The organism is Pelagibacterium limicola, from assembly GCF_015694405.1.
Lineage (GTDB): Bacteria > Pseudomonadota > Alphaproteobacteria > Rhizobiales > Devosiaceae > Pelagibacterium > Pelagibacterium limicola.
Genome location: NZ_JADQDB010000007.1, coordinates 20,387 through 42,321 on the forward strand (window position 1 = coordinate 20,387; position 21,935 = coordinate 42,321).

Genomic DNA, 21,935 nt, shown 5'->3' on the forward strand with positions numbered 1-21,935 from the left:
GCTACACCATATCCCTGAGGGCCTTCCTGGCCTCGTGCACATACCAGGAGACCGTTGCCTCCTTGACCCCCATGATCCCTGCCGCTTCCGCATGCGAGCGGTCTTCGGCATAAACGAGAAGCATCGCGTCGCGCTGCTTTTCCGGTAGCCGTCGCACCGCCGCCCACATCTGGTTTTCGGTCACCGCGCTTTCCTGATCCGGCGCCGCCTCACCGGCCGTGACCTTGCTCAGCGCATCGGCCTGTCTTGCCCGCCGCGCGCCCTGCCGCTGGCGGTCGCGGACCGTGTTAAGCACGATCCGGTAGAGCCAGCTCGTAAAGGCCGACCGCCCGTCGAACCCCTTGAGCGCACCCGCCAGCTTGACACACACATCTTGGGCCACGTCCTCGGCATCGGCCCGGTTTCCGCACCATTTGTAGGCGGTGCGGTAGAGGAAGTCGTAGTGATCGTTAACGAGCGCGGCAAATGCCGCCCGGTCACCCCCCGCGGCGCGGCTCACCAGATCTGGAGTAGACAAGGGAAGGTTCACGCTTGCTCGCTTCGCCAGGGCCTTTAGCGCTTGGACGCGCCGCGTGGCAATTTCCTTGGAAATTGCTCTATAAAAATTCTATCACGATTTGAACGTCGCACATCCACGCGAGGAGATCACCTTATGGCAGAGCAGCAAAAGCCCGATATGGGCAACCGCATCGTCCTCATTGTCCTCGGCGTCGTCGCGCTCCTCACCATCGGTGGTGCAATCATCGCCACCACTACCGAATGGAACACCGGCGCCCACCAGCAGGCAGCCGAAACCGGCGAAGCGACTGAGGAAGAAATCCTGCCCTCGGCTGGTTACTGAACTAGGCCACCATCGCTGCCGGCACCGCTTCCGCGATGAAACCGCCACCGAGCACCTGCGCGCCCTCGCCGTCATCGGAATAAAGGACACAAGCCTGTCCGGGCGCGATGCCCGCCTCCCCGGCGACCAGCGTCACGTAAACCTCCCCGTCCCGTATCTGGATCACCGCCTCTTGTGGCGCGCGGGTCGAGCGCACCTTGGCCTCAAGAGCATAGCCGTTTCCCGCCGCCATCTCGATGAGCGGGCGCGGGCCGAGCCAGTTGACGTCGCGCAGCCTCACAGTATGCGTCGCGAGCGCCGACTTCGGTCCCACGACCACCCGCTGCGTTTTCGCATCGAGCCTGATCACATAGAGCGGCTCGCCCGAAGCGATCCCCAGCCCTCGCCGCTGGCCGACGGTATAGTGGATGATCCCCTTGTGCTGGCCCAGCACCCTCCCATTGAGATCAACGATCTCACCGGGCACTTCGGCTTCGGGCATCAGCTTCTTGATGACGTCCGAATAAGAGCCTCTTGGCACGAAACAGATGTCCTGGCTGTCCGACTTGTCGGCAATCGTCAGCCCCATGTCGCGGGCCAGCGCGCGCGTCTCGTCCTTGGTCATGTTGCCGAGCGGAAAGCGTAGATAGTCGAGCTGTCCGCCGGTCGTGGCGAACAAGAAATATGTCTGGTCCTTATCCTTGTCGAGCGGGCGTAACAGCACCCGCTTCCCGTCGACGACCTTGGACCGCACATAGTGGCCAGTTGCGAGACAATCGGCGCCAAGATCCTTGGCGACGGCCATTAGATCCACGAACTTTATCGACTGGTTGCACGCAACGCATGGGATTGGCGTTTCACCGCGCGCATAGCTTTCGGCGAACGGGTCGATCACCGCCTTCTTGAAGCGCTCTTCATAGTCCAGCACGTAGTGCGGAATCCCCAGCGCCGCTGACACGCGGCGCGCATCGTGTATATCCTGCCCCGCGCAACATGACCCCTTGCGGAACGTCGCCTCGCCATGATCGTAAAGCTGGAGGGTAATGCCGATCACTTCATAGCCCTCGCGGGCGAGCAATCCGGCAACCACCGAAGAATCGACACCGCCAGACATCGCGACCACGACGCGGGTGTCGGCCGGCGCACGGTCGAAACCTAAGGAGTTCATCATCTCTTTCTCATCCGGTTGGGGTCAAGGGCCAGCGGACGCGCTTATGTATGCCTTTTCTGGAGAACCCGCAACAGCGCGGCAGTTTTTGCCGCCGGCGGGAGATTATTGCCGCTGCATGAGGCGCCCGAGCTCGGCACGTTCCGATCTAAATCACGGAAGATAAAGAGTTTTCTTCAGGGCTTCGACTTGGCAAGCCACTTGCATCTGCAAAGCTGAAGACGTCCGTTCAGTATCGAGTGGCTACTAAAGTGACAAACCCCATCGCCGTCGGCGCCAATTTCGTCAATCCGGGTCAGGCCTTCAAGCCTGGGAACACCGGTGCCCCCGGCGCCTCGGGCTTTGCGCTCCTGCTCAATGGGGCCATCGAGCAAGGCAAGGAAACGCCGATCAATGTTCTTGGCACGCGCTTTCCCGGCGTGGTCCCCGAAACCCCGGAAGCAGGCAATGAAGGGCTCGGCGATGCATTCGGCGAGACGCTCGGCCAGGTGCTTTCCCTCCTCGGCGGGCTCGAACAAGGTCTGAAAGACGACCTCCCCTTCGATACCGAAGCACTTGAGACACTCGCCGCCTTGCTCGAAATGGTCTCGGACCTGTTTGAGACCGGCGCAATCATCGATCCCGATTCCCCGCTTCTTGTCCAACTCCGTGAAGTCGCTCAGGCCCTTGGCCTCGACACCGGTGACAGCAATAGCGGCCCCCAGAGCATTCTCGAAACCCTTTCCGCGCTGGCAACGCGGATTGGTGCGGAACTGCGCGAGACCGATGCCCAACTCGCGGCTGCACTGACGGGCCTCGCCCGCGACCTCGATATCCAGATCGCCGCCATCCAGACCGCGCTCGCCAATGCCGATCCCGACGCCGCCCAGCGACTCAAGTTGATCGAGAGCGAGACGCGCCCCAATGTCGCCGCCGTCATCGCGCAGGCCGATCCGGAAAAACCCGCCGCCAACTCCCCGCCGGTGACCGGGAAACCCGGGAGCGAATCCGATCAGCCCCAACCCGGCAAGTCAGCAAAAACGGAAGAGTCTGGCCGCAGCCTCACGGCGCCCGATGCGGACACGGGAGAAAAACCGGCCGCAGCAAGCCGGCCCAGCCAGCAGTCCAACGCCGCTACGGCGTCAGCCGCCGCCACCGCGAGTGCCGCCGCTTCGTCCGATAGCCAACCTGACAAGCCGGACGGCCTCACTCTCCCAGCTGGACAATCCCAGGCAACCAACGCAGCGCCCGGCGCCATCCGCCCCGAGGCCGCCGCATACTCAAGGCCCGAGCCGCGCATCAACATGCCCTTTATCGCAGTCGAAATCGCCCGTTCGATCCAGAACGGTATTTCGCGCTTCGAAATCAGGCTCAATCCGCCCGAACTGGGCCGTGTCGATGTGCGCCTCGAAATGGACAAGTCCGGCAATGTCATCGCCCGGTTGGCAGTGGAACGGAGCGAAACCCTCGATCTGCTCCAGCGCGATCAGCGCGCACTCGAACGCGCGCTCGCCGATGCCGGGCTCGACGGCAACAAGACCGAGCTCGAATTCTCTCTCCGGCAGGACAGCGATGGCAACGAGCAGCCCGGCGACCGGCCCACATGGAAAGCCTCCATTGCCGCCGATCCTGAAGCCGTCGAGCTTTCCGCCCCACCGCCCGGCGTCGCGCGGGGTTATGCCCGGCTCGATGCCGTCAATCTCTGGGTTTAGGAGGACACGATGTCCAACATATCGGGAATTTCCGGAACGGGCTCGAACCTCGACACCCAGCGCCGCACGATTGCGGACAATTTCGATACGTTCCTGCAGCTGCTCATTACGCAGCTCAAGAACCAGAACCCGCTTGAACCAATGGACACCAACCAGTTCACCCAGCAGCTGGTACAGTTCACCTCGGTCGAACAGCAACTGAAAACCAACGAGTACCTGCAGGCCATGCTGGCCTCCACGCAGAACACCACCAACACCCAGGCTGTCGCCTATGTCGGAAAGACCGTGACCGCCTCCGGTACAACGACGGAACTGCGCAACGGTCAAGCGGCCTGGGTCTTCAAACTCGATAAGCCCGCCGAAAACACGATGGTCACTATCAAGGACCAGAAGGGCAACGTCGTCTATACTCAGGAGATGTCGCTCAAGGCAGGCACCGATGACATCATCTGGGACGGCACGACGAGTACCGGTGCCAAGCTCACCGAAGGACGGTTTACGATCACGATCGACGCCCGCGATTCCAACGGCGCCTACGTGCCTGTCACGACGCAGTTGATGGGCGTTGTCGAAGCGGTCGATTTCTCGGGCAACGAGCCGATGGCGATCATCGGCGGTTTGCGCGTGCCTCTGTCCTCGATCACCTCCGTCGCCGCCACCATGCCTCCTGCAGGAGACAAGGACGCCTAATCAGCCTGAGCGCTGAACGAAGTCGTCTATATGGCCAGTTCGGTCACGCGTGTGGCCGCCCTTCCCACTCCCCGAAAAGAGAAATCCGCGGACGTTAGCCCGACGCGTAAGCGAAGGGCCAAAGCAGCTCAGGGACGGGTAAAGCAACGCGCCCGGATGCGCATGCAATGGGCCTCCCGCACCGAGTCCCGTTTTGTCATTTTGCAACGAGTACTTAACCACCTGTAAGTTTCCCCTTAGCCAAATTTTAAGCCCAATACGCTAGTCTTGGTTCTGGTTATGGTCAGGTTGAGTAGAGAGTAAAATGACCGTCCAAATGCGTCCGCGCGTGAAATACGTGATCGGTCCCGATGGCAGTCCGCTGACCATCGCGGACCTGCCACCCAAGAATACCAAGCGCTGGGTCATCCGACGCAAGGCTGAAGTCGTCGCTGCTGTGCGAGGGGGTCTGCTGAGCCTTGAGGAAGCTTGTGAACGCTATACGTTGAGCGTCGATGAGTTTCTCAATTGGCAGGCCGCCATCGACAAGCACGGCTTGGCCGGGCTGCGTACGACCTGGATCCAGCACTATCGAGAAGGCTGATCTTGATCGGATTGTAGGAAACGCGCATTCCATTCAAAGCCCGCTGTGGACCCCACAGCGGGCTTTGTGATTCAGGGATAGTCCAGAAGCCCGTGCCGGGAAATCTCAGTCTCGCGCTTGAGCCTTTCGAAGTACCCCGCAACATTGCCGAAGTCCCTCTTGTGAAACGGGGCAGCGTACCATCGCTGCACCGACAGCCCCATGGCAATATCGGCGGCCGAGAATGCGGTTCCGGCAACATAGGCACCGGTGCGTTCGAGTTGAGCATCGAGGATCGCCATCTTCTCGGTCCAGCCGGCAATTGAATTCTCGATATCCGCCGGACTGTCATAGCCGGTTTTCTTGCGAATCAACGCCTGCACGGCATAGCTCCACGATGAATTGAGCTCGGTGGCCTGCCAGCCCAACCATTGGTCGATCAGCGCTTGGTCTTCGAGTGCGCCGCCGAGCAGCCTCCCGCCTCCATGTTTCCGTGCCAGATAGCGCACGATTGCGCTGGACTCCCACAGCACGAACCCTTGGTCTTCTATGACCGGTACGAGCGCGTTCGGGTTCAGCGCCAGGAAGTCCGGCGATTGGGGATCGCGGAACCCAACCCCCCAATCCTCGCGTTCGTGATCGAGGCGGAGTTCGGCACACATCCACACCACCTTGCGCACATTGATTGAACTCAGCCGGCCCAAAACCCTTAGCATTTCATCCATTCCTTAAAGCCAACGGCAACGCAGATCGGCAGAAAGTGCCTGAAATTGCAAACTGACAGAGATAGTTAACATCTTGTTTACCATCCGCTAGGCATATTTTGCCCACTGACGTCGGGTGCTTCGTCATCCGCGTCGGAATCGGGTTTATCGGGGTGCCGCGTGAACGATTTGGGGGAACTGCTGCAGAAACTGGGCATCGCACGCATTGCTGCGATGGCGGTGGTTGCGGTCATGCTGGTCGGCTTTTTCGCTTTCATCATCATCCGGGCGACGACTCCCCAGTTCGCCCCGCTCTATACCAACCTCGAGTTCGAGGATTCCGCCGCCATCATCGCCGAACTGAACGCCACCGGTACGCCGCATGATATCCGCGCCGAAGGCGGGACAATCCTGGTGCCTCGGGACCAGATCACCTCGATCCGCATGAACCTCGCCCAGAACGGCCTGCCTCGGCGCGGACAGGTGGGATACGAGATCTTCGACCAGCAAAATACCCTGGGCGCCACGAGCTTCGTTCAGAACATCAACCATATCCGTGCCCTCGAAGGCGAATTGGCCCGTACGATTTCCTCAATCTCGCGCGTCCAGAGCGCCAGGGTCCACTTGGTCTTGCCCGAGCGCGAATTGTTCCGCCGCGACGTCAAGGAGCCCTCCGCCTCGATCGTTCTGACTGTGCGCGGTCAGCTTTCCACCGGCGAGATCCGGGCTATCCAGCATCTCGTCGCTTCGGCCATCGAAGGGCTCAATCCCAACGCCGTGTCTATCGTCGACAGTGCAGGCACGCTTCTCGCCTCGGGCACGGGATCGGACGAAACCAGTATCGCCGCCCAGGCAATCGAGGAGCGCACCCTCGGCATCGAAAACCGGCTGCGCACCCGCATCGAGGAACTTCTGGCGAGCGTGGTCGGCGCAGGCCGGGCCCGCGTGCAGGTTTCCGCGGAACTCGACCTCAACCGGGCCACCCGCACCGCGGAAGTCTTTGATCCCGAAAGCCAGGTCGTACGCTCCGCCCAGACTCGGGAAACCGGAGATCAATCGCAAGGGCCGGGCAATCTCGGTGAGGTCACGGTTGCCAACGAACTTCCCGGTGCATCCGAGAACGGCACTGCCGGTGCCGGCGGCACCTCGCACACCTCGACCACGCTAGAGGAAACCTTCAACTACGAGATCTCCCGCACGACAGAAACGACGGTCACCGAAGCGGGGGCGATCAAGCGGCTTTCGGTGGCAGTCGTTGTCGACGGCATCTACACCTACGATGCGGCCGGCAATTCCGATTATGCGCCGCGCAGCCAGGCCGAAATCGACCAGATCAATGCCCTGGTCCGCTCCGCGATGGGCTACAATGCCGATCGCGGCGACCAGGTAGAAGTGGTCAACATGCAATTCGCCGACCGCCCCGATATCACCGCCGGCAGCGAGGCTCCGGGCCTGTTCGATTTCACCCGCGAAGACCTGATGCGGTTTGTCGAAATGGCCGTCACCCTGCTCATCGGTCTTGCGCTGATCCTCTTTGTGATGCGGCCGCTGGTCAAGAAAGTCCTGGCCCCCGAGAAGCAGCCTCTGGCCCTCCCGCCTGCCGCTGCCGTCCCCGCCGCCGAGGTTCAGGCGGAACTGCCCGATCCGCATGCTGCCGCCCGCGCACGGGAGGCCATTACGGAAGCTTGGCTCGAGCAGGCCAAGTCGCTCGGCGAATCGCAGGTCAAGACGCTCAAGATGGTTGGCGAGCTGGTCGAGGATAACCCCAAGCAGGCGTCCCTGATCGTACGTGACTGGCTGAGTGAGGCCGCATAACGACTATGTCACTTCCCGCACCCACTGAAGGCGATACGCTCTCGAAAGGTCTCCAGATCGGAGACGAAACCAATCAGCGCATCATGACCGGCGACGAGAAGGCCGCCGCACTCCTGCTCGCGCTCGGCCCCGATTTCGGCCGCCCCATCCTTGAAGAACTCGACGAGATCGAAATCCGCCAACTCTCGCGGGCGATGGTCCGGCTGGGTCCCATCACCCAGGACATGCTCGACCAGCTTCTGGCCGATTTCGTCTTGCACGTATCCTCCACGGGCGCGATGGCGGGCAACACCGACACCACGGAACGACTGCTGCTTTCCTTCCTCCCCCCGGACAGGGTGGATCTGATCATGGAGGAAATCCGCGGTCCAGCCGGACGCAATATCTGGGAAAAGCTCTCCAACGTTTCCGAAGATATCCTCGCAAGCTACCTCAAGAACGAATACCCCCAGACCATCGCGGTCGTTCTGACCAAGATTTCCCCCGATCATGCCTCGCGCGTGCTGATGGTTCTGCCTGAGGAACTGGCGATGGACGTGGTCCAGCGGATGCTGTCGATCGATCCGGTGCAAAAGGAAATTCTCGAAAAGATCGAATCGACTCTGCGCACCGAATTCATGTCGACGCTCTCCCACACCCAGCGGCGCGACAGCCACGAACAAATGGCGGATATCTTCAACGCCTTCGATCGCCAGACCGAGGCGCGCTTCATGACCGCGCTCGAGGAAATCAACCGTGAAAGCGCCGAGCGCATCAAGAATCTGATGTTCACGTTCGACGATCTGACACGCCTCGAATCCGCGGCCATCCAGACGCTCCTTCAAAACTTCGACAAGAAGGAGCTTGCTCTGGCCATGAAGGGCGCGTCGGACAGCGCCAAGGAATTCTTCTTTGCCAACATGTCCGCCCGCGCGGCCAACATGATGCGCGACGACATGGATTCGATGGGCGCCGTCCGGCTCAAGGATGTCGACGAGGCGCAGGGCCGTCTTGTCAACACCGCCAAGGATCTTGCGGCCCGCGGCGAAATCGTCATCAACAAGGGCAAGGCCGACGAGGAGATGGTTCAGTGACACCCGCTCCCGCCCGCTTCAAATTCGATCTCGATCTGGCCGCCCCCCTGCACAAGACGCGCATGGTGCCCGAGGACCACCTGGACGTTGCGCGCGCCCAGGCACGTCAGGAAGGCTATGAGGAAGGCTATGCGCAGGCCCAGGCCAGCGTCGAGGCCCGGAGCGCGGAAGCTCTGGTCAAGGCGGCCGACAAGCTGGCCGCCCAGGCCGCAACCGCGATCAAGATGGTCGAGGAGATGCAGAAGGAGCATTTGCGCGAAGCGGTTTCCCTCGCCGCGACCATCGCCCGCAAGCTCGCCGTTCACCTCATCGCCCGGCACCCGCAGGCCGAACTCGCCGCACTCATAGAGGAAAGTCTTGCCTCGCTCGAACACGCACCGCACCTCGTCGTTCGCTGCCATCCGGATCTCTGCGACGCCATGCAGGCCGCTGCCACGGAGCGCATGAAAGCCTCCGGATTTTCCGGTCGTCTCGTCGTCATGGGGGACCCGGACATCCGGTTGGGCGACGGGCGCATCGAATGGGCCGACGGTGGGCTGGTGCGAGACATCAACGCAATTTCGGGTGAGATCGACAAACGAATCTCGACCTATCTCACGGCGCGTGGCGCCGACACGAACAATGGAGGCTGACTGTGGCCGATCCTGAAAACGACATTGAAGCAGGCGGCGGAAACATCTCATTCGAGGAGATGCTCGCAGGCGAAAAACAGGAAGAATTTGTCGGGGGCGAACGCACGGCTGGCGACCTCGAGGCCGTGTTCGACGTGCCAGTGCGCCTCTCGGTTGTGCTCGGCCGCACGAAGATGCCGGTCTCCCAGCTTCTGAAGATGGACGTCGGCACCGTCGTCGAACTCGACAGACAGGTGGGCGAGGCCATCGACATCTATGTCAACGACCGCCTCGTGGCGCGCGGGGAAATCGTGCTGGTGGAAGGACGCCTCGGCGTCACCATGACCGAAATAGTGAAGGCGGCCTGACAAGGCCCCGGGAGAAGAGACGATGCGCTTGCTGATTATCGGGTCCCTTGAAGGCCAGTTGAGCCAGGCGACCAAGATGGCGATGGACGGCGGGGCCAAAGTCGCCCACGCCGCCAGCATCGACATTGCGCTGGCAGAGCTTCGTTCGGGCAAGGGCGCCGACCTGCTGCTGGTCGACGTGATGGTGGACATCCCCGCGCTGATCGCGGCGCTCGAAGCCGAGCGCATTCACATTCCTGTTGTCGCCTGTGGCACCGAGACCAACGCCGCCGCCGCTGTCAACGCCATCCGGGCCGGCGCCAAGGAATATATCCCGCTTCCCCCTGACGCCGAACTGATTGCCGCCGTCATAGCTGCCGTCGCCCGCGAGTCCTCGGACTTCCTCTACCGCGATCCGGCGATGGCAAAAGTCGTCAAGCTCGCCGACCAGATCGCCTCGTCCGACGCCTCGGTGCTCATCACCGGTGAGAGCGGTACGGGCAAGGAAGTCATGGCCAAATATCTTCACGCCCGCTCGCGTCGAGCCAATCGTCCCTTCATCTCGATCAACTGCGCGGCGATCCCCGAACACCTGCTCGAATCCGAGCTTTTCGGCCACGAGAAGGGCGCGTTCACCGGCGCCATTGCCCGCCGCATCGGCAAGTTCGAGGAAGCCAATGGCGGCACGCTGCTGCTCGATGAAATCTCGGAGATGGATTTCCGCCTGCAGGCCAAGCTCCTGCGCGCTATTCAGGAGCGCGTAATTGACCGTGTGGGCGGCACCAAGCCGGTCCCCGTCGATATCCGCATCCTCGCCACCTCCAACCGCGACCTTTCCTCGGAAGTCCGCGAGGGACGTTTCCGCGAGGATCTTCTTTTCCGCCTGAACGTCGTCAACTTGAAGCTCCCGCCCCTGCGCGAGCGCCCTGGCGATATCATCGCCCTGGCCGAGCATTTCGTCGCCCGCTATTCCGCCGCCAACGGCCTGAGCCAGCGGGTTTTGTCCCAATCGGCGCGCGACGAACTGGTCAGGGCTCCCTGGCAGGGCAATGTTCGCGAGCTCGAAAATACACTTCACCGCGCCGTGCTGCTCTCGTCGGGCAACGTCATCGAGCCCGACGCCATAAGGATGCCCGACGGCACCGAATTGACCGAGGCTGCCCGCAACGGCTCGCTCGCTGCCCAAGCCGCCCGTGCTGCTGATGCTGTATCCCGCGCGATGGTCGGGCGCACCGTCGCCGATGTCGAGCGAGAGCTGATCCTCGACACGCTCGATCATTGCCTGGGCAACCGCACCCACGCGGCCAATATCCTCGGCATCTCGATCCGGACGCTGCGGAACAAGCTCAATCAATATGCCGATGAGGGAGTACCCGTCCCTCCCCCCGGCGAGCAACGCTCTAGCGCCGCATGACCATCGCGGCGCCCCTCACGCCCCCACCGCCCGCGACGCCGGGTTCGCGGGGTGTGAGCGCGAGCGCCACAATTAGACCGCCTACGCCTCTTGGAACGACACCCAATACAATGAGCGACACGACGACTAGCGCTACCGGGACAGGCGGCCTCAACCGGGTTTCCGAGTTCATCGAAATCATCCGCCAGTCCAACGCCGGGCTTGCGGTCGGCGTGGTCATCATCCTCTCGGTGCTGATCCTGCCCATGCCGCCGGTGTTGCTCGACATCCTGCTGGCATTCTCGATCGTCTTTTCGGTCATGATCCTCATGACCGCGCTCTTTATCCAGACCCCGCTCGAGTTTTCCGCCTTCCCGACGGTACTGCTCGTCTCTGCCATGTTCCGGCTGGCGCTGAACCTTGCCTCGACGCGCCTGATCCTCGCCGATGGTCACACGGGGACCGCCGCGGCCGGCAACGTCATCGAAGCTTTCGGCAATTTCGTCACCCGCGGCAATTTCGTCATCGGGATCATCGTCTTTGCGATCCTCCTGATCGTCAACTTCATCGTCATCACCAAGGGTTCGGGCCGTATCGCGGAGGTCGCCGCGCGTTTCACACTTGATGCCATGCCCGGCAAGCAGATGGCCATCGACGCCGACCTGTCGGCAGGCCTTATCGATGAAAACGAAGCGCGCAGCCGCCGGCAAAAACTCGAGGACGAAAGCTCGTTCTTCGGCGCCATGGACGGCGCATCCAAATTCGTGCGCGGCGACGCCATCGCCGGCCTGCTGATCACCTTCATCAACGTCATCGCGGGCATTATCATCGGCACCGCCCAGATGGGGCTGGCGCTCGATCAGGCCGCCGGCAATTACACCCTTCTGACGATTGGCGACGGACTGGTCAGCCAGATTCCAGCGTTGATCGTTTCAACTGCCGCCGGCATTCTCGTTTCCAAAGCCGGTGTCGCGGGATCGGCCAACAAGGCTCTGACCACCCAGTTCACGGGCTACCCCGTAGCGCTCGGCATGAGTTCGGGCGTCATGTTCCTGATGGCGCTCGTGCCGGGCATGCCGCTCATGCCTTTCGTCCTTCTCGGCTCGGCGGTCGGATATGTAGCCTGGTCCGTCTCGCGCAAAAAACGCGCCGCGCAACAGCAGGTCCATGAAGCTGAGGCCATCGAGCAGGCGACGGTTGCCGCCGCTCCCGCCGAACCGCCGATCACGGACAGCCTCAAGATGGACGAACTCAAGCTCGAACTTGGTTACGGCCTCCTGAGCCTCGTCAAGGAGGACGATACCGGAACCGATCGGCTGACCGAACAGATCAAGGCACTGCGCCGCCAGCTGGCTGGCGAGCTTGGCTTCGTCATGCCCGCCGTCCGCATTCTCGACAACATGCAGCTTGAGCCCAACGTCTACAAGATCAAGATCAAGGAAGTCGAAGCCGGCATCGGCGAGGTATACGCCAACCAGTTGATGGTCATGGACCCGATGGGCAACCGGATCACGCTGCCCGGTCACAACACGGTTGAACCCACCTTCGGCCTGCCCGCCACGTGGATCGATTCCGCGCTGCGCGACGAGGCGGAAGTTCAGGGCCTGACCATCGTCGATCCCTCAACCGTTATTTCGACCCATCTGACCGAAGTTCTCAAGGCCAACACCGCAGAACTTTTGAGCTATGCCAACGTCCAGTCTCTTCTGGCCGGCCTTTCCAAGGAGCAGCAGAAACTCGTCGAGGATATCGTTCCCTCGCTTATCACCGTGTCGGGCGTCCAGCGTGTTCTGCAGGGCCTGTTGGCCGAGCGCGTCTCGATCCGGGACCTCCCCACTATCCTCGAGGGCATCGCAGAGGTGGCTGGGGCCGTGCGCCACACCGGCCAGATCATCGAGCATGTCCGTGCGCGGCTCGCCCGCCAGATCTGCGCCGCCAATCTGGCTGCCGACGGCACGCTGCCCTTGCTGACGCTGTCACCGAACTGGGAGCGCGAATTCGCAGAAGCCATGCTGGGTGAAGGCGAGGAACGGCATCTGGCGATGGCGCCATCCAAACTCCAGCAGTTCATCGTCGGCATTCAGGGTGCCTACGAAAGCGCCGCACAGATGGGCGAAATCCCGGTGCTCATCACCTCTCCCCAGATCCGCCCGAACGTCCGCTCGATCATCGAACGCTTCCGCCCCCAGACAGTGGTCATGAGCCAGAACGAGGTTCACCCCCGCATACGTCTGCGTACCGTTGGGAGTGTTTAGGGAGCGAGTTACCGCGGGACGAGACTGATGTGCCGGTCGATCACCGCCCCCGCAAGTCCCGCAGGGCCGCCATGCGTTCGCTCACCGGCCCAGGTCCGGCGGAAGCCATTTCCGGCTCGGGGGCGTCGAAGCTTTCCCCGGCAAATTTGCGGACCCTGTCGAAAAGGCTCTCGCCAACATCCTCGCCCGCGTCCGAATCCTCCGCATAGACGACTTCGGAAACGTCCGATGCGATGGCTTCGAGCCGCGCCCGCAGGCTTTCCTTGCTCCGGCCCCCGTTTTTCCAGTCGCGGATCGCGGCATCCTCGAGCGCCAGGACATTGGTCTTGAGCGCTGCAAGCTGGTCTTGATCGGAAAGGGTATCCGCAAGCAGCCGCTGAGCCTCCGGCGCCTCGTCCTCGCGTGCACCCTGATCGGTATCGGCGAGAAGCGCGCTTAGCCGGCTTTCGGCGCCGGCGATGCGCGCTTCGGCCTTTCTCAGCGCAACCCGCGCTTCGCTGTCGGGATCTTCATTGGCGGAAAGCGTATCGCGCAGCATGGCGATCGCGTCATCCCTGAGCCCGCGCTTTTTCTTTTCTATTCGACCGAGGAGCAGCCGCGTTTGCTCTTCGAGATAGGAATTGCGCTGCCGCTCGATATTGAGGGCGGTCAGAAGGTCCTCGACATCGGCGCGATAATCGCCCGAAAGCGTATCGGCCCCGACGGGATCGGGGCGTTCGGGAATGAGCGTGTCATCGATACCGGACAGATCGACATCGGCCTGCCGCAGACGCGCCGCCAGTGCCGCCCCGTCGCGTTCGAGATCGCGGATGCGAACAATCAGTTCCTGCTCGCGGACCTTATAGGATTCGATTGCTGCAAATTGTTCGTCACGTTCGGTCCGAAGCGCCCGCAATTCGGTCGCCGCGGTATCGAGCGCTACAATCTGCTGGGCCATGCGCTCGCGCAGCGCGGCCACCCTCATTTCGAGGCGTCGGACCGCGATAGCGTGCTCGGCGCGCAGCTTGTCCTTATCGGCGCGGAATTCGCTGAGGGATACAGGAGTCGCGGCCTCTATCCGCCGGCGGGTGAGCCGGACCGCACGGTTCCATATGGCGGGGCCGATCGCGAGCGCAATGAGCCCAGCAACCAGAAACCCCAATGCGAAAAACATGACGTATTCGATAACCATAAGACCCGTATCCGCGCGTCAACGCGGGGCTTTCGACAACAGTTCCCGGGCCGGCCGCAACCGGGCCGGTCCATATTACTCTAAAGGAAAGGGCACACGTCGTCACGTGTGCCTTGCGCCGAGGGTGCCGCTGGCCCGAATTAACCTTAAAACGGGTTCCAGGTCGGTTCACGGGTGAAGTTGAGATACCCCACCGAAACGCCCGCCCGGATGCCCACGCCCGAGCTGATGGGGACGATGTAGACGTCTCCACGCCGAAGCGCCGTCATGCCGAGCCCACCAACCACATAGAGCGATCCGTCAACGCCCGGATAGCGATCGAACACCGCTTCGATGCTCGAGAGATTGTAGACCAGCATCATCACCCTGCTGCCGTCGGCGCCCACGTCGAGCCCAAGGCTTGGACCCTGCCAGAAGACGTTATGGGTGCCGGCGTTGCGGGTATACATTGTTCCGTCGCCGTAGCGCGCGCCGATGAACAGCGCCCCGCCGCCCTCCTGTCCCAGAATATAGGCATTGGGTTGGCCGTACTGGTTGAAGGCGCGCTCGATCAGCGAAGCGAGCCCTTGAGCGACCGAGCCGAAAAACTGATGCCCGGCCGAAAGAATTTCGTCGGACGTGTAGGTGTCCGACAGCGAGCCCTGCTGGGCCTGCGAGGGGGATGATAGCCCGAGACTTAAAAGGGCGATCATTATTGCCATCAAGAGGCGATTGAACATGTTTACCTGCTGCTCCCAAGACGCACGCTTTGCATTGCCCCCGCAAAAGTGTTCCCGGTTAACCAAGATCACACGGCCTTGCGCTAACCTGGAGCGTGTCCGGAAAAGTGAAGCCACTTCTCGGCCCGGACACGCGACCACTCAACGATTAACCGTCCGCCCGAAAACGCATATCGGTTCATCACGGCTATCATGCGGCAAATAGGTAAACAAATCTTAACCCTTACAAACCGTTACGCGGTTTTGTTGTGCTTGGTTCTAAGTTTCTGCTGCATGTACCCCGCAGCGGCGCAAACCCAGAAGACCGTGACCAATTTCCTGACCGGCGTTGCTCTATCGGGCTACGATCCCGTGTCCTATTTCACTGAACCCGAGCCCACCTTGGGATCGCCCCTCTACGAATATGAGTGGAACGGGGTGCCCTGGTATTTCGCCTCGGAAGCCAATCGCGACATCTTCATCAACGCTCCGGCGGTCTACGCGCCGCTGTTCGGTGGCCATTGCGCCATGTCGATGGCCCGCGGCTTCCTTTCGGATGGAAATCCCCAGATCTACCGCATTGTCGAGGACCGGCTCGTCCTTTTTTATTCAGTGGGAAATCGGGAGGCGTTCGAACTCTCGCGCTCCACCTCGTTCCCGCGCGCCGTCGAAAACTGGCTCGCCCTACCCGGTGATCCCGCCTTGCGCTCGGAATAAAATTGTCCGTCAAACCCTGTGGCTTGCATGCGCGGGCCGTTGTGCACGTCCCGACGGGATGTAAAGTGCCATAATTGATTCGGTAAAAGGCCGGGCTGGAGAATTGGGATCATGAGCACCATAATTGAATTGCAAGCCGCCGACCTTGCCGCCCTGCTGTGTTCGCGCGTCTGTCACGATCTCATCAATCCCGTGGGCGCCATCGGCAACGGGCTTGAGGTTCTCGCCGACCCGACGCAGACCGACATGCAGACCTTCGCCAAAGAATTGATCGAGAATTCGACGAGGCAGGCCCGCGCCAAGCTCGAATTCGCGCGTCTCGCCTTCGGCGCGTCCTCGACTGCTGGCACCGATATCGACACCCGTGAGGCCGAGCGGGTTGCAAGGCTCTATATGGATGCCGTCGAAAAAGCGGATCTCGACTGGAAGATCCCTCCCATGTTTCTACCCAAGAACAAGGCCAAGCTCCTGCTCAACATGCTGCTGATCGTGACCGGCGGCGTGCCGCGTGGCGGCACCGTGACCGTCGAGGCGGAAGGCGAACCCGGCAGCGAACGCCTGACCATTTCCGCGACGGGGCCCAAGGTCTTGATTCCCTCAGGCGTCCCGGCGCTGGTTGCGGGCACACCCGAGGATGGCAATGTCGATGCGCGGGCCATTCAGCCTTTTTATACCGGCCTTCTGGCCCGCCTGTCCCACATGGGCGTCAATGTTGCTATCGACGGCGACTACCTGCGTTTCACCGCCGATCCCCTGCCGACCGATATCGACTAAGGCGGTCGCCGCTAAACGTTCGCTAACCAATCCCCGCTAGGCTTTCCCGAGCACCGTATCACCCCGGGGAGCAAATCGATGAAGTCGTGCCTGATCGTTGATGACTCGAGCGTCATCCGCAAGGTCGCGCGCCGCATCCTCGAGGACATGGATTTTATTGTCGATGAGGCCGAGGACGGTCAGGAAGCCTACGACAAATGCACGCGCGAAATGCCCGACGTGATCCTGCTCGATTGGCAGATGCCGATCATGAGCGGCCTGGAGTTCCTCAAGGCCCTGCGCGGTTATAATGGTGGAGACCGTCCCAAAGTGGTCTACTGTATGACCGAACGCGACATCGGCCAGATAGCAATGGCCCGCAAGGCCGGCGCCAACGACCACATGTTCAAGCCGTTCGACCAGGCCATGCTCGAGGAAAAATTCCAGCCCTATGTCTGAGCCGGGCGCGGAACCTCGATATCCTTGAGGTTGGCCAGCATCCGCCACACGATGAGCTTGTGGAACGGATAGACCGCGAAAAGATAGAACCGACCCCAGACATTGTGCGGATGGACCCAGGTGCTCATCGCAGCATGCCCGGAGGGCGAGCGCGTCTTCATCACCGACACCCTGAAATCGACATGACTGTCATCGGTGCCGAAGGTGATTTCCTCTTCGGAAAGGAAATCGATCGCAAAAACGCCTCTGTATTTCCCCGAGACGAGATCCTCGCGTGTCGGCGGCGCATAGTCTGTCTCACTATCTGTCTTGAGCCCGAAGGGGCGCACCAGAGCGTTGCGTAGCCAGAGCAGCACCAGCACCCACCTGGGCATCGTGAAAAACGTCAGAATCGCAATATCGGCGGCCTGCAAGGAAGGGTCGGCAACCGGCGCGATCTGGCTGTCGAGAAAGTCACCTTCCCGGTAATGGCGCATCAGGGCGCCGGTTTGCGGATACACAAAACGCTGTGCCAAATTCGTGGCCTCATCGCTGCTGAACATGGCCGATCCTACCGGCCATGCGCGCAGCGGACATCTGTCCCGATGTCGCAGGCACCGAGAGCAAGCCCTGTAAACCATTGAGAAGACGCCGCATTCCCGTGCATTGTGCGAAATCGTCGCAACCGGACCGCCTGAGCCACACTCCGCAATTGTGCGTGAAAAACGCGCATTGGCGCATTGAACGTGCTATAATCCGAGTGCGAACACGAGATCGCGGGAAGCGCGGTCGCCCTTGCGCCTTTTTGACTGCAGCCGCTTGGGCCTCTGCGCCGCAGACAATGCGGGGAGGCGAGCATGGCAATCAGCGACAATATCGATATGACCAACCCTATCGACAGGGTGCGACCAATCACCTTTGCGGATCTGTGGGACGCGCTACGCAAGGGCGCGGCCGACTTTTGGGAGCGACCGTCCCACTACGTCTTCCTCGTCGTCATCTATCCGGTCGCCGGTATCCTCCTTGCCGTCTGGACGGCAGGGGGAAATCTTTTTTCCCTCCTCTATCCGATAGCCGCCGGCTTTGCCCTGATTGGCCCGGTGGCTGCGCTCGGCCTTTACGAAATCAGCCGAAGGCGCGAGCAGGGACTGGACGACCATCCCGCTTATGCGTTCATGGTACTTAAGTCTCCCGCGCTGGGCTCAATTGCCGTGCTGGGCCTCATGCTTGCGGTCTGCTTTGCGGTCTGGCTGATGGCTGCCGACGCGCTTTATCTCTACTTTTTCCGCCATAATCCCCCTGAAACGCTCTCCGCCCTGATCTGGGCGACCCTCACCACACCCTACGGCTGGGGCTTGCTGATGTGGGGCAATCTGATCGGGTTCTGTTTCGCCCTGTTTGTCCTCACGACCACAGTCATTGCCTTCCCACTGCTGCTTGATCGCGGCGGCGATGCGCTGCGGGCTATCAACACCTCCGTGCGCGCGGTGATGGCCAGCCCCTTCCAGTTCCTTACCTGGGGGGCAATCGTCGCCGTGCTGCTGTTTATCGGCTCGCTGCCGCTCTTTGTCGGCCTCGCCATCGTCCTGCCCATCCTCGGGCACGCAACCTGGCACCTTTACCGCAAGGCCGTCGTCTAAACTCGAGACACAAAAAACCCCGCGCGGGAGGAACGCGCGGGGTTCTTCCGGAACAGGCTGAAAGCGTCAGGCGCTTTCGGCCATTTCGGTCTCGTCGGGCTCGCGCAGCACATAGCCGCGGCCCCAGACGGTTTCGATGTAATTCTTGCCAGCGGTCGCCACGGAAAGCTTCTTGCGGAGCTTGCAGATGAAGACGTCGATGATCTTGAGTTCGGGCTCGTCCATACCGCCATAAAGGTGGTTGAGGAACATCTCCTTGGTGAGCGTAGTGCCCTTGCGCAGCGAAAGCAGCTCGAGCATCTGGTATTCCTTGCCCGTCAGGTGCACGCGCTGACCGCCCACTTCCACCGTCTTGGTGTCGAGGTTGACGGTAAGATCGCCGGTTGTGATGACCGATTGGGCATGGCCCTTGGAGCGCCGCACTATGGCGTGGATACGGGCGACCAACTCATCCTTGTGGAAAGGCTTGGTCATATAGTCGTCGGCACCGAACCCGAGGCCGCGAACCTTGTCTTCGATCCCTGCTAGACCTGAAAGAATGAGGATCGGGGTCTGAACCTTCGCAACGCGGAGCGTGCGCAGGACTTCATAGCCGCTCATGTCCGGCAGATTGAGATCAAGCAGAATGATATCGTAATCATAGAGCTTGCCGAGATCGACACCTTCCTCACCGAGGTCTGTGGTGTATACATTGAAACTCTCGGATTTGAGCATCAGCTCGATGCTCTGCGCTGTCGCGCTGTCGTCCTCAATCAAGAGCACACGCATGCCAATCCCCTTAACCTTAGGTTCCTACTGGAACTGGGTGCCGCCACCGGGCTCACCCTTAACCAAACCCTACTGGGCACGATTCGAACCTACCGCCAATTAGTTAACAGAATCTGATTCAGGCGGGCAATATGCAACATGCATTAACATTAAAATGTCATAAGCTACTGAAATCTAAAGAAAAATGCTGCAAATTTTTCTTAATGCATAACCTTAAGAAATCCCTCCAACCGACTCGTGGGACTCATGGATACATGGGTAATGGAGGGAAAAGCGGCAGCGCCGGGCCAACCGGAAATAATTTGCTCAACGAATCCCAATATCGCGCCACGCTTAAGAATGAGTTACCAAGGTGACGCTCGTGGGGCGCGAATCGTCCCATTCTTGGAGAATCAGCGGTGCGGTCGCTCATCACCGACATCGATGCCATAGATGAAGTCGAGGTCTTCGGCCGCGTCAAAACGGTCCAGGGGCTTTTGATCGAAGTTGTGGGTCCGGTGCGGGAATTGCGCGTGGGCGGGCGGGTGTTCATCGAAAGCCAGAGTGGGGCGACGCTCACCTGCGAGATCATCGGCTTTCGCGAAGGCTTGGCGCTTTGTCTGCCCTTCGGCCCCGTCGAGGGCATTCGGCTTGGCTGCAAGGCCGTGTTTGCGGGCCATGACGGCGCCGTCTATCCCGATGAGAGCTGGCTCGGGCGCGTCATCAATGCCGAGGCAAAGCCGATAGACGGCGGGGGCCCGCTTAGGCGCGGGGCCGATGCCTATGGGCTACGCAATAGTCCACTGCCAGCACACGAACGGGCCAGGGTCGGCGACCCGGTGGATCTGGGCGTGCGGTGCCTCAATACCTTCACCACCTGCTGCGAAGGCCAGCGCATGGGGATTTTCGCGGGATCGGGCGTCGGCAAGTCGGTTCTGATGAGCATGCTCACTCGCAATACAGACGTTGACATCGCCATTGTCGGGCTGATCGGGGAGCGCGGTCGCGAGGTGCAGGAATTCGTTACCGAATATCTTGGCGAGGCGGGTATCAAGCGTGCCATCGTCATCGTCGCCACCTCCGATGAATCCGCGCTCATGCGCCGACAGGCGGCCTATCTGACGCTGACGCTGTCCGAATATTTTAGGGACCGCGGCAAGCGCGTCCTGTGTATGATGGACAGCCTCACCCGCTTCGCCCAGGCCCAGCGCGAGATCGGACTGGCCATCGGGGAACCGCCAACGGCCAAAGGCTACCCCCCAACCGTCTTCACCGAACTGCCGCGTTTGCTTGAACGTGCCGGGCCTGGCCTCGTCAATTCAGGCTCCGTTACCGGTCTGTTTACCGTTTTGGTGGAAGGTGACGATCACAATGAGCCGATTGCGGATGCCGTACGGGGTATTCTTGATGGACACATTGTCATGGAACGGGCCATTGCCGAACGGGGGCGCTATCCCGCGGTGAACGTGCTGCGCTCTGTCTCGCGGACCATGCCGGGCTGCGTGCCGGAAGATTTTCGGCCGACGCTCACCAAGGCCCGCGAACTGATGTCGGTTTATGCCGACATGGAGGAGCTGATCCGGCTGGGGGCATACCGGAAAGGATCGGATCCCAAGGTTGACCGCGCCATCGCGCTCAACCCGGTCCTGGAGGCGTTTTTGAGCCAGGATGGGGGCGAGCGCACCTCTATAGCCGACGGCTACAATCTGCTGGCGGCGATATTGGAGACCGGTGGAGCGGGAGACTCGGCTTGATGGGTAAGGAGTACAAGTCATGAAGTCGAAAAGCGCGAGCCTGATCCGCCTCAAGAAATTCCAGGTGGACGAGAAGCGTCGCCAGGTCATGCAGATCGAAATGATGATTGCCGATTTCGAGCGGATGGCTGCCGAACTCGACCAGCAGATCGAAATCGAACAACAGAAGACCGGGATTTCCGACGTCGCGCACTTCGCCTATTCCACTTTCGCCAAGGCCGCGATTACGCGCCGCGACAACCTCATTAATTCTGCAAACGACATGCGAGGCAAGCTCGAGGCCGCCCAGGACGAGCTCGCCGAAGCGATCGAAGACCTCAAGAAGGTAGAACTTCTCGACGCCCGCGAACATGCGCGTGAGGAAGCCGAACAGCTCAAGAAAGAGCAGGCCGAATACGACGAGATCGGCCGCCTGAGATATCGGCGCTGATCCCGGACTTCATCCTATCTGGCGGAACATCGCATGACGTTCGATGAAATCCGTGAGATCGCTCTGGCATATCCCGGCGTATCCGATCACGTCACCTACGGGACCCCCTCGCTCAAGGTCGGTGGTAAATTTCTGCTGCGCGAGCGCGAACCCGGTCTCCTCGTTCTCCAGCGCCCCTCCCGCGACGAGCGCGATCTTCTGCTCGAGGCCGAGCCTGAGCTCTTTTTCATAACCGATCACTATCGGGACTATCCCTATGTCCTCGTTCGCATGGAGCGGCTTGAGCCGGAGCGTTTCCGCACCCTGTTCGAGACGATCTGGCGGGACAAGGCACTCAAAAAACACCTCGCCGCGTTTGGCCTCCACGAAACCTGATTGACTGCACTCCAATCGCGGATGTGTATGCAGGCGGTCGAAATGTTGTACCTTGGCAGTCGGCGAAACGCTGGCGGGGGGAG

The 21,935-nt window shown here is 61.1% G+C and carries 24 protein-coding genes; 17 read left to right on the plus strand and 7 right to left on the minus strand.

What is annotated here, in order from left to right; translation table 11 throughout:
• Window position 1: 1 nt before the first annotated feature.
• Window positions 2–529 (minus strand): sigma-70 family RNA polymerase sigma factor, encoded by a 528-nt coding sequence (locus tag I2G20_RS14495; RefSeq protein ID WP_196260461.1) that lies wholly within the window; start codon window positions 527–529, stop codon window positions 2–4.
• A 123-nt stretch (window positions 530–652) separates the two neighbouring features.
• Between I2G20_RS14495 and I2G20_RS14500 the strand changes: the two genes are divergently transcribed.
• Window positions 653–841 carry a hypothetical protein gene (locus I2G20_RS14500; protein WP_196260462.1) on the plus strand — a complete coding sequence of 63 codons (189 nt, stop codon included), beginning with the start codon at window positions 653–655 and terminating at the stop codon, window positions 839–841.
• A gap of 1 nt (window position 842) precedes the next feature.
• Here I2G20_RS14500 and mnmA read toward each other — a convergent pair whose 3' ends face one another.
• Complete coding sequence (gene mnmA / locus I2G20_RS14505; protein WP_196260596.1) at window positions 843–1,988, minus strand: tRNA 2-thiouridine(34) synthase MnmA; 1,146 nt, start codon at window positions 1,986–1,988, stop codon at window positions 843–845.
• Window positions 1,989–2,239: 251 nt separating this feature from the next.
• Here mnmA and I2G20_RS17495 point away from each other — a divergent pair, with 251 nt between their 5' ends.
• The 3 genes from I2G20_RS17495 to sciP all read left to right on the plus strand — a co-directional run bounded on the left by I2G20_RS17495 (window position 2,240) and on the right by sciP (window position 4,952).
• Window positions 2,240–3,679, plus strand: coding sequence for a flagellar hook-length control protein FliK (locus I2G20_RS17495; RefSeq protein WP_196260463.1), 1,440 nt, complete (start codon window positions 2,240–2,242; stop codon window positions 3,677–3,679).
• Between the two features lie 9 nt (window positions 3,680–3,688).
• A complete protein-coding gene (locus I2G20_RS14515) occupies window positions 3,689–4,369 on the plus strand; it encodes a flagellar hook assembly protein FlgD (RefSeq protein WP_196260464.1) in 681 nt (226 codons plus the stop codon).
• Window positions 4,370–4,673: 304 nt separating this feature from the next.
• Window positions 4,674–4,952: a CtrA inhibitor SciP gene (gene sciP / locus I2G20_RS14520; protein WP_196260465.1), complete on the plus strand. Its 279-nt coding sequence runs from the start codon at window positions 4,674–4,676 to the stop codon at window positions 4,950–4,952.
• A gap of 71 nt (window positions 4,953–5,023) precedes the next feature.
• Here sciP and I2G20_RS14525 read toward each other — a convergent pair whose 3' ends face one another.
• Entirely contained in the window at window positions 5,024–5,647 is a 624-nt protein-coding gene (locus I2G20_RS14525) for a glutathione S-transferase family protein (RefSeq protein ID WP_196260466.1), read from the minus strand.
• 168 nt (window positions 5,648–5,815) lie between these two features.
• On the opposite strand from I2G20_RS14525, the gene fliF reads away from it, so the two are divergent.
• From fliF to flhA, 6 genes are all read left to right on the plus strand, one after another.
• Window positions 5,816–7,450 (plus strand): flagellar basal-body MS-ring/collar protein FliF, encoded by a 1,635-nt coding sequence (gene fliF, locus I2G20_RS14530; protein ID WP_196260467.1) that lies wholly within the window; start codon window positions 5,816–5,818, stop codon window positions 7,448–7,450.
• A gap of 5 nt (window positions 7,451–7,455) precedes the next feature.
• Window positions 7,456–8,523 carry a flagellar motor switch protein FliG gene (fliG, locus tag I2G20_RS14535; RefSeq protein WP_196260468.1) on the plus strand — a complete coding sequence of 356 codons (1,068 nt, stop codon included), beginning with the start codon at window positions 7,456–7,458 and terminating at the stop codon, window positions 8,521–8,523.
• Entirely contained in the window at window positions 8,520–9,155 is a 636-nt protein-coding gene (locus I2G20_RS17310; protein ID WP_196260469.1) for a FliH/SctL family protein, read from the plus strand. The genes fliG and I2G20_RS17310 overlap by 4 nt, the downstream gene beginning before the upstream one ends.
• A 59-nt stretch (window positions 9,156–9,214) precedes the next feature.
• Window positions 9,215–9,502 carry a flagellar motor switch protein FliN gene (fliN, locus tag I2G20_RS14545; protein WP_196260597.1) on the plus strand — a complete coding sequence of 96 codons (288 nt, stop codon included), beginning with the start codon at window positions 9,215–9,217 and terminating at the stop codon, window positions 9,500–9,502.
• A 22-nt stretch (window positions 9,503–9,524) separates the two neighbouring features.
• The gene (gene flbD / locus I2G20_RS14550; RefSeq protein ID WP_196260470.1) at window positions 9,525–10,895 is read left to right on the plus strand and encodes a sigma-54-dependent transcriptional regulator FlbD; all 1,371 of its coding nucleotides are present in this window, start codon (window positions 9,525–9,527) and stop codon (window positions 10,893–10,895) included.
• Window positions 10,896–11,005: 110 nt separating this feature from the next.
• On the plus strand, window positions 11,006–13,129 hold the full coding sequence (flhA, locus tag I2G20_RS14555; RefSeq protein ID WP_196260471.1) for a flagellar biosynthesis protein FlhA: 2,124 nt from the start codon (window positions 11,006–11,008) through the stop codon (window positions 13,127–13,129).
• Window positions 13,130–13,169: 40 nt separating this feature from the next.
• Here flhA and I2G20_RS14560 read toward each other — a convergent pair whose 3' ends face one another.
• Complete coding sequence (locus tag I2G20_RS14560) at window positions 13,170–14,300, minus strand: coiled-coil domain-containing protein (RefSeq protein WP_196260472.1); 1,131 nt, start codon at window positions 14,298–14,300, stop codon at window positions 13,170–13,172.
• A gap of 146 nt (window positions 14,301–14,446) precedes the next feature.
• Window positions 14,447–15,019, minus strand: coding sequence for a DUF1134 domain-containing protein (locus tag I2G20_RS14565; RefSeq protein WP_196260473.1), 573 nt, complete (start codon window positions 15,017–15,019; stop codon window positions 14,447–14,449).
• Between the two features lie 273 nt (window positions 15,020–15,292).
• Here I2G20_RS14565 and I2G20_RS14570 point away from each other — a divergent pair, with 273 nt between their 5' ends.
• The 3 genes from I2G20_RS14570 to I2G20_RS14580 all read left to right on the plus strand — a co-directional run bounded on the left by I2G20_RS14570 (window position 15,293) and on the right by I2G20_RS14580 (window position 16,927).
• Window positions 15,293–15,715 carry a YHS domain-containing (seleno)protein gene (locus I2G20_RS14570; RefSeq protein WP_196260474.1) on the plus strand — a complete coding sequence of 141 codons (423 nt, stop codon included), beginning with the start codon at window positions 15,293–15,295 and terminating at the stop codon, window positions 15,713–15,715.
• Between the two features lie 111 nt (window positions 15,716–15,826).
• Window positions 15,827–16,489: a histidine phosphotransferase ChpT gene (chpT, locus tag I2G20_RS14575; RefSeq protein WP_196260475.1), complete on the plus strand. Its 663-nt coding sequence runs from the start codon at window positions 15,827–15,829 to the stop codon at window positions 16,487–16,489.
• A 78-nt stretch (window positions 16,490–16,567) separates the two neighbouring features.
• Window positions 16,568–16,927, plus strand: coding sequence for a response regulator (locus I2G20_RS14580; protein ID WP_196260476.1), 360 nt, complete (start codon window positions 16,568–16,570; stop codon window positions 16,925–16,927).
• Here I2G20_RS14580 and I2G20_RS14585 read toward each other — a convergent pair.
• Window positions 16,918–17,469 carry a DUF2867 domain-containing protein gene (locus I2G20_RS14585; protein WP_196260477.1) on the minus strand — a complete coding sequence of 184 codons (552 nt, stop codon included), beginning with the start codon at window positions 17,467–17,469 and terminating at the stop codon, window positions 16,918–16,920. The genes I2G20_RS14580 and I2G20_RS14585 overlap by 10 nt on opposite strands.
• Before the next feature lie 294 nt (window positions 17,470–17,763).
• On the opposite strand from I2G20_RS14585, the gene I2G20_RS14590 reads away from it, so the two are divergent.
• Window positions 17,764–18,546, plus strand: a complete 783-nt coding sequence (locus I2G20_RS14590) for a DUF2189 domain-containing protein (RefSeq protein ID WP_196260478.1) — start codon at window positions 17,764–17,766, stop codon at window positions 18,544–18,546.
• Between the two features lie 66 nt (window positions 18,547–18,612).
• On the opposite strand, the gene ctrA is transcribed toward I2G20_RS14590, so the two are convergent.
• Window positions 18,613–19,314, minus strand: a complete 702-nt coding sequence (gene ctrA, locus I2G20_RS14595; protein WP_196260479.1) for a response regulator transcription factor CtrA — start codon at window positions 19,312–19,314, stop codon at window positions 18,613–18,615.
• Between the two features lie 398 nt (window positions 19,315–19,712).
• On the opposite strand from ctrA, the gene fliI reads away from it, so the two are divergent.
• From fliI to I2G20_RS14610, 3 genes are read left to right on the plus strand one after another with little or no spacing between them, the layout of a single operon-like run.
• A complete protein-coding gene (fliI, locus tag I2G20_RS14600) occupies window positions 19,713–21,047 on the plus strand; it encodes a flagellar protein export ATPase FliI (RefSeq protein WP_196260480.1) in 1,335 nt (444 codons plus the stop codon).
• Between the two features lie 19 nt (window positions 21,048–21,066).
• Window positions 21,067–21,477 carry a flagellar export protein FliJ gene (fliJ, locus tag I2G20_RS14605; protein ID WP_196260481.1) on the plus strand — a complete coding sequence of 137 codons (411 nt, stop codon included), beginning with the start codon at window positions 21,067–21,069 and terminating at the stop codon, window positions 21,475–21,477.
• Window positions 21,478–21,510: 33 nt separating this feature from the next.
• Complete coding sequence (locus tag I2G20_RS14610) at window positions 21,511–21,852, plus strand: MmcQ/YjbR family DNA-binding protein (protein WP_196260482.1); 342 nt, start codon at window positions 21,511–21,513, stop codon at window positions 21,850–21,852.
• The last annotated feature ends 83 nt before the right edge of the window (window positions 21,853–21,935 follow it).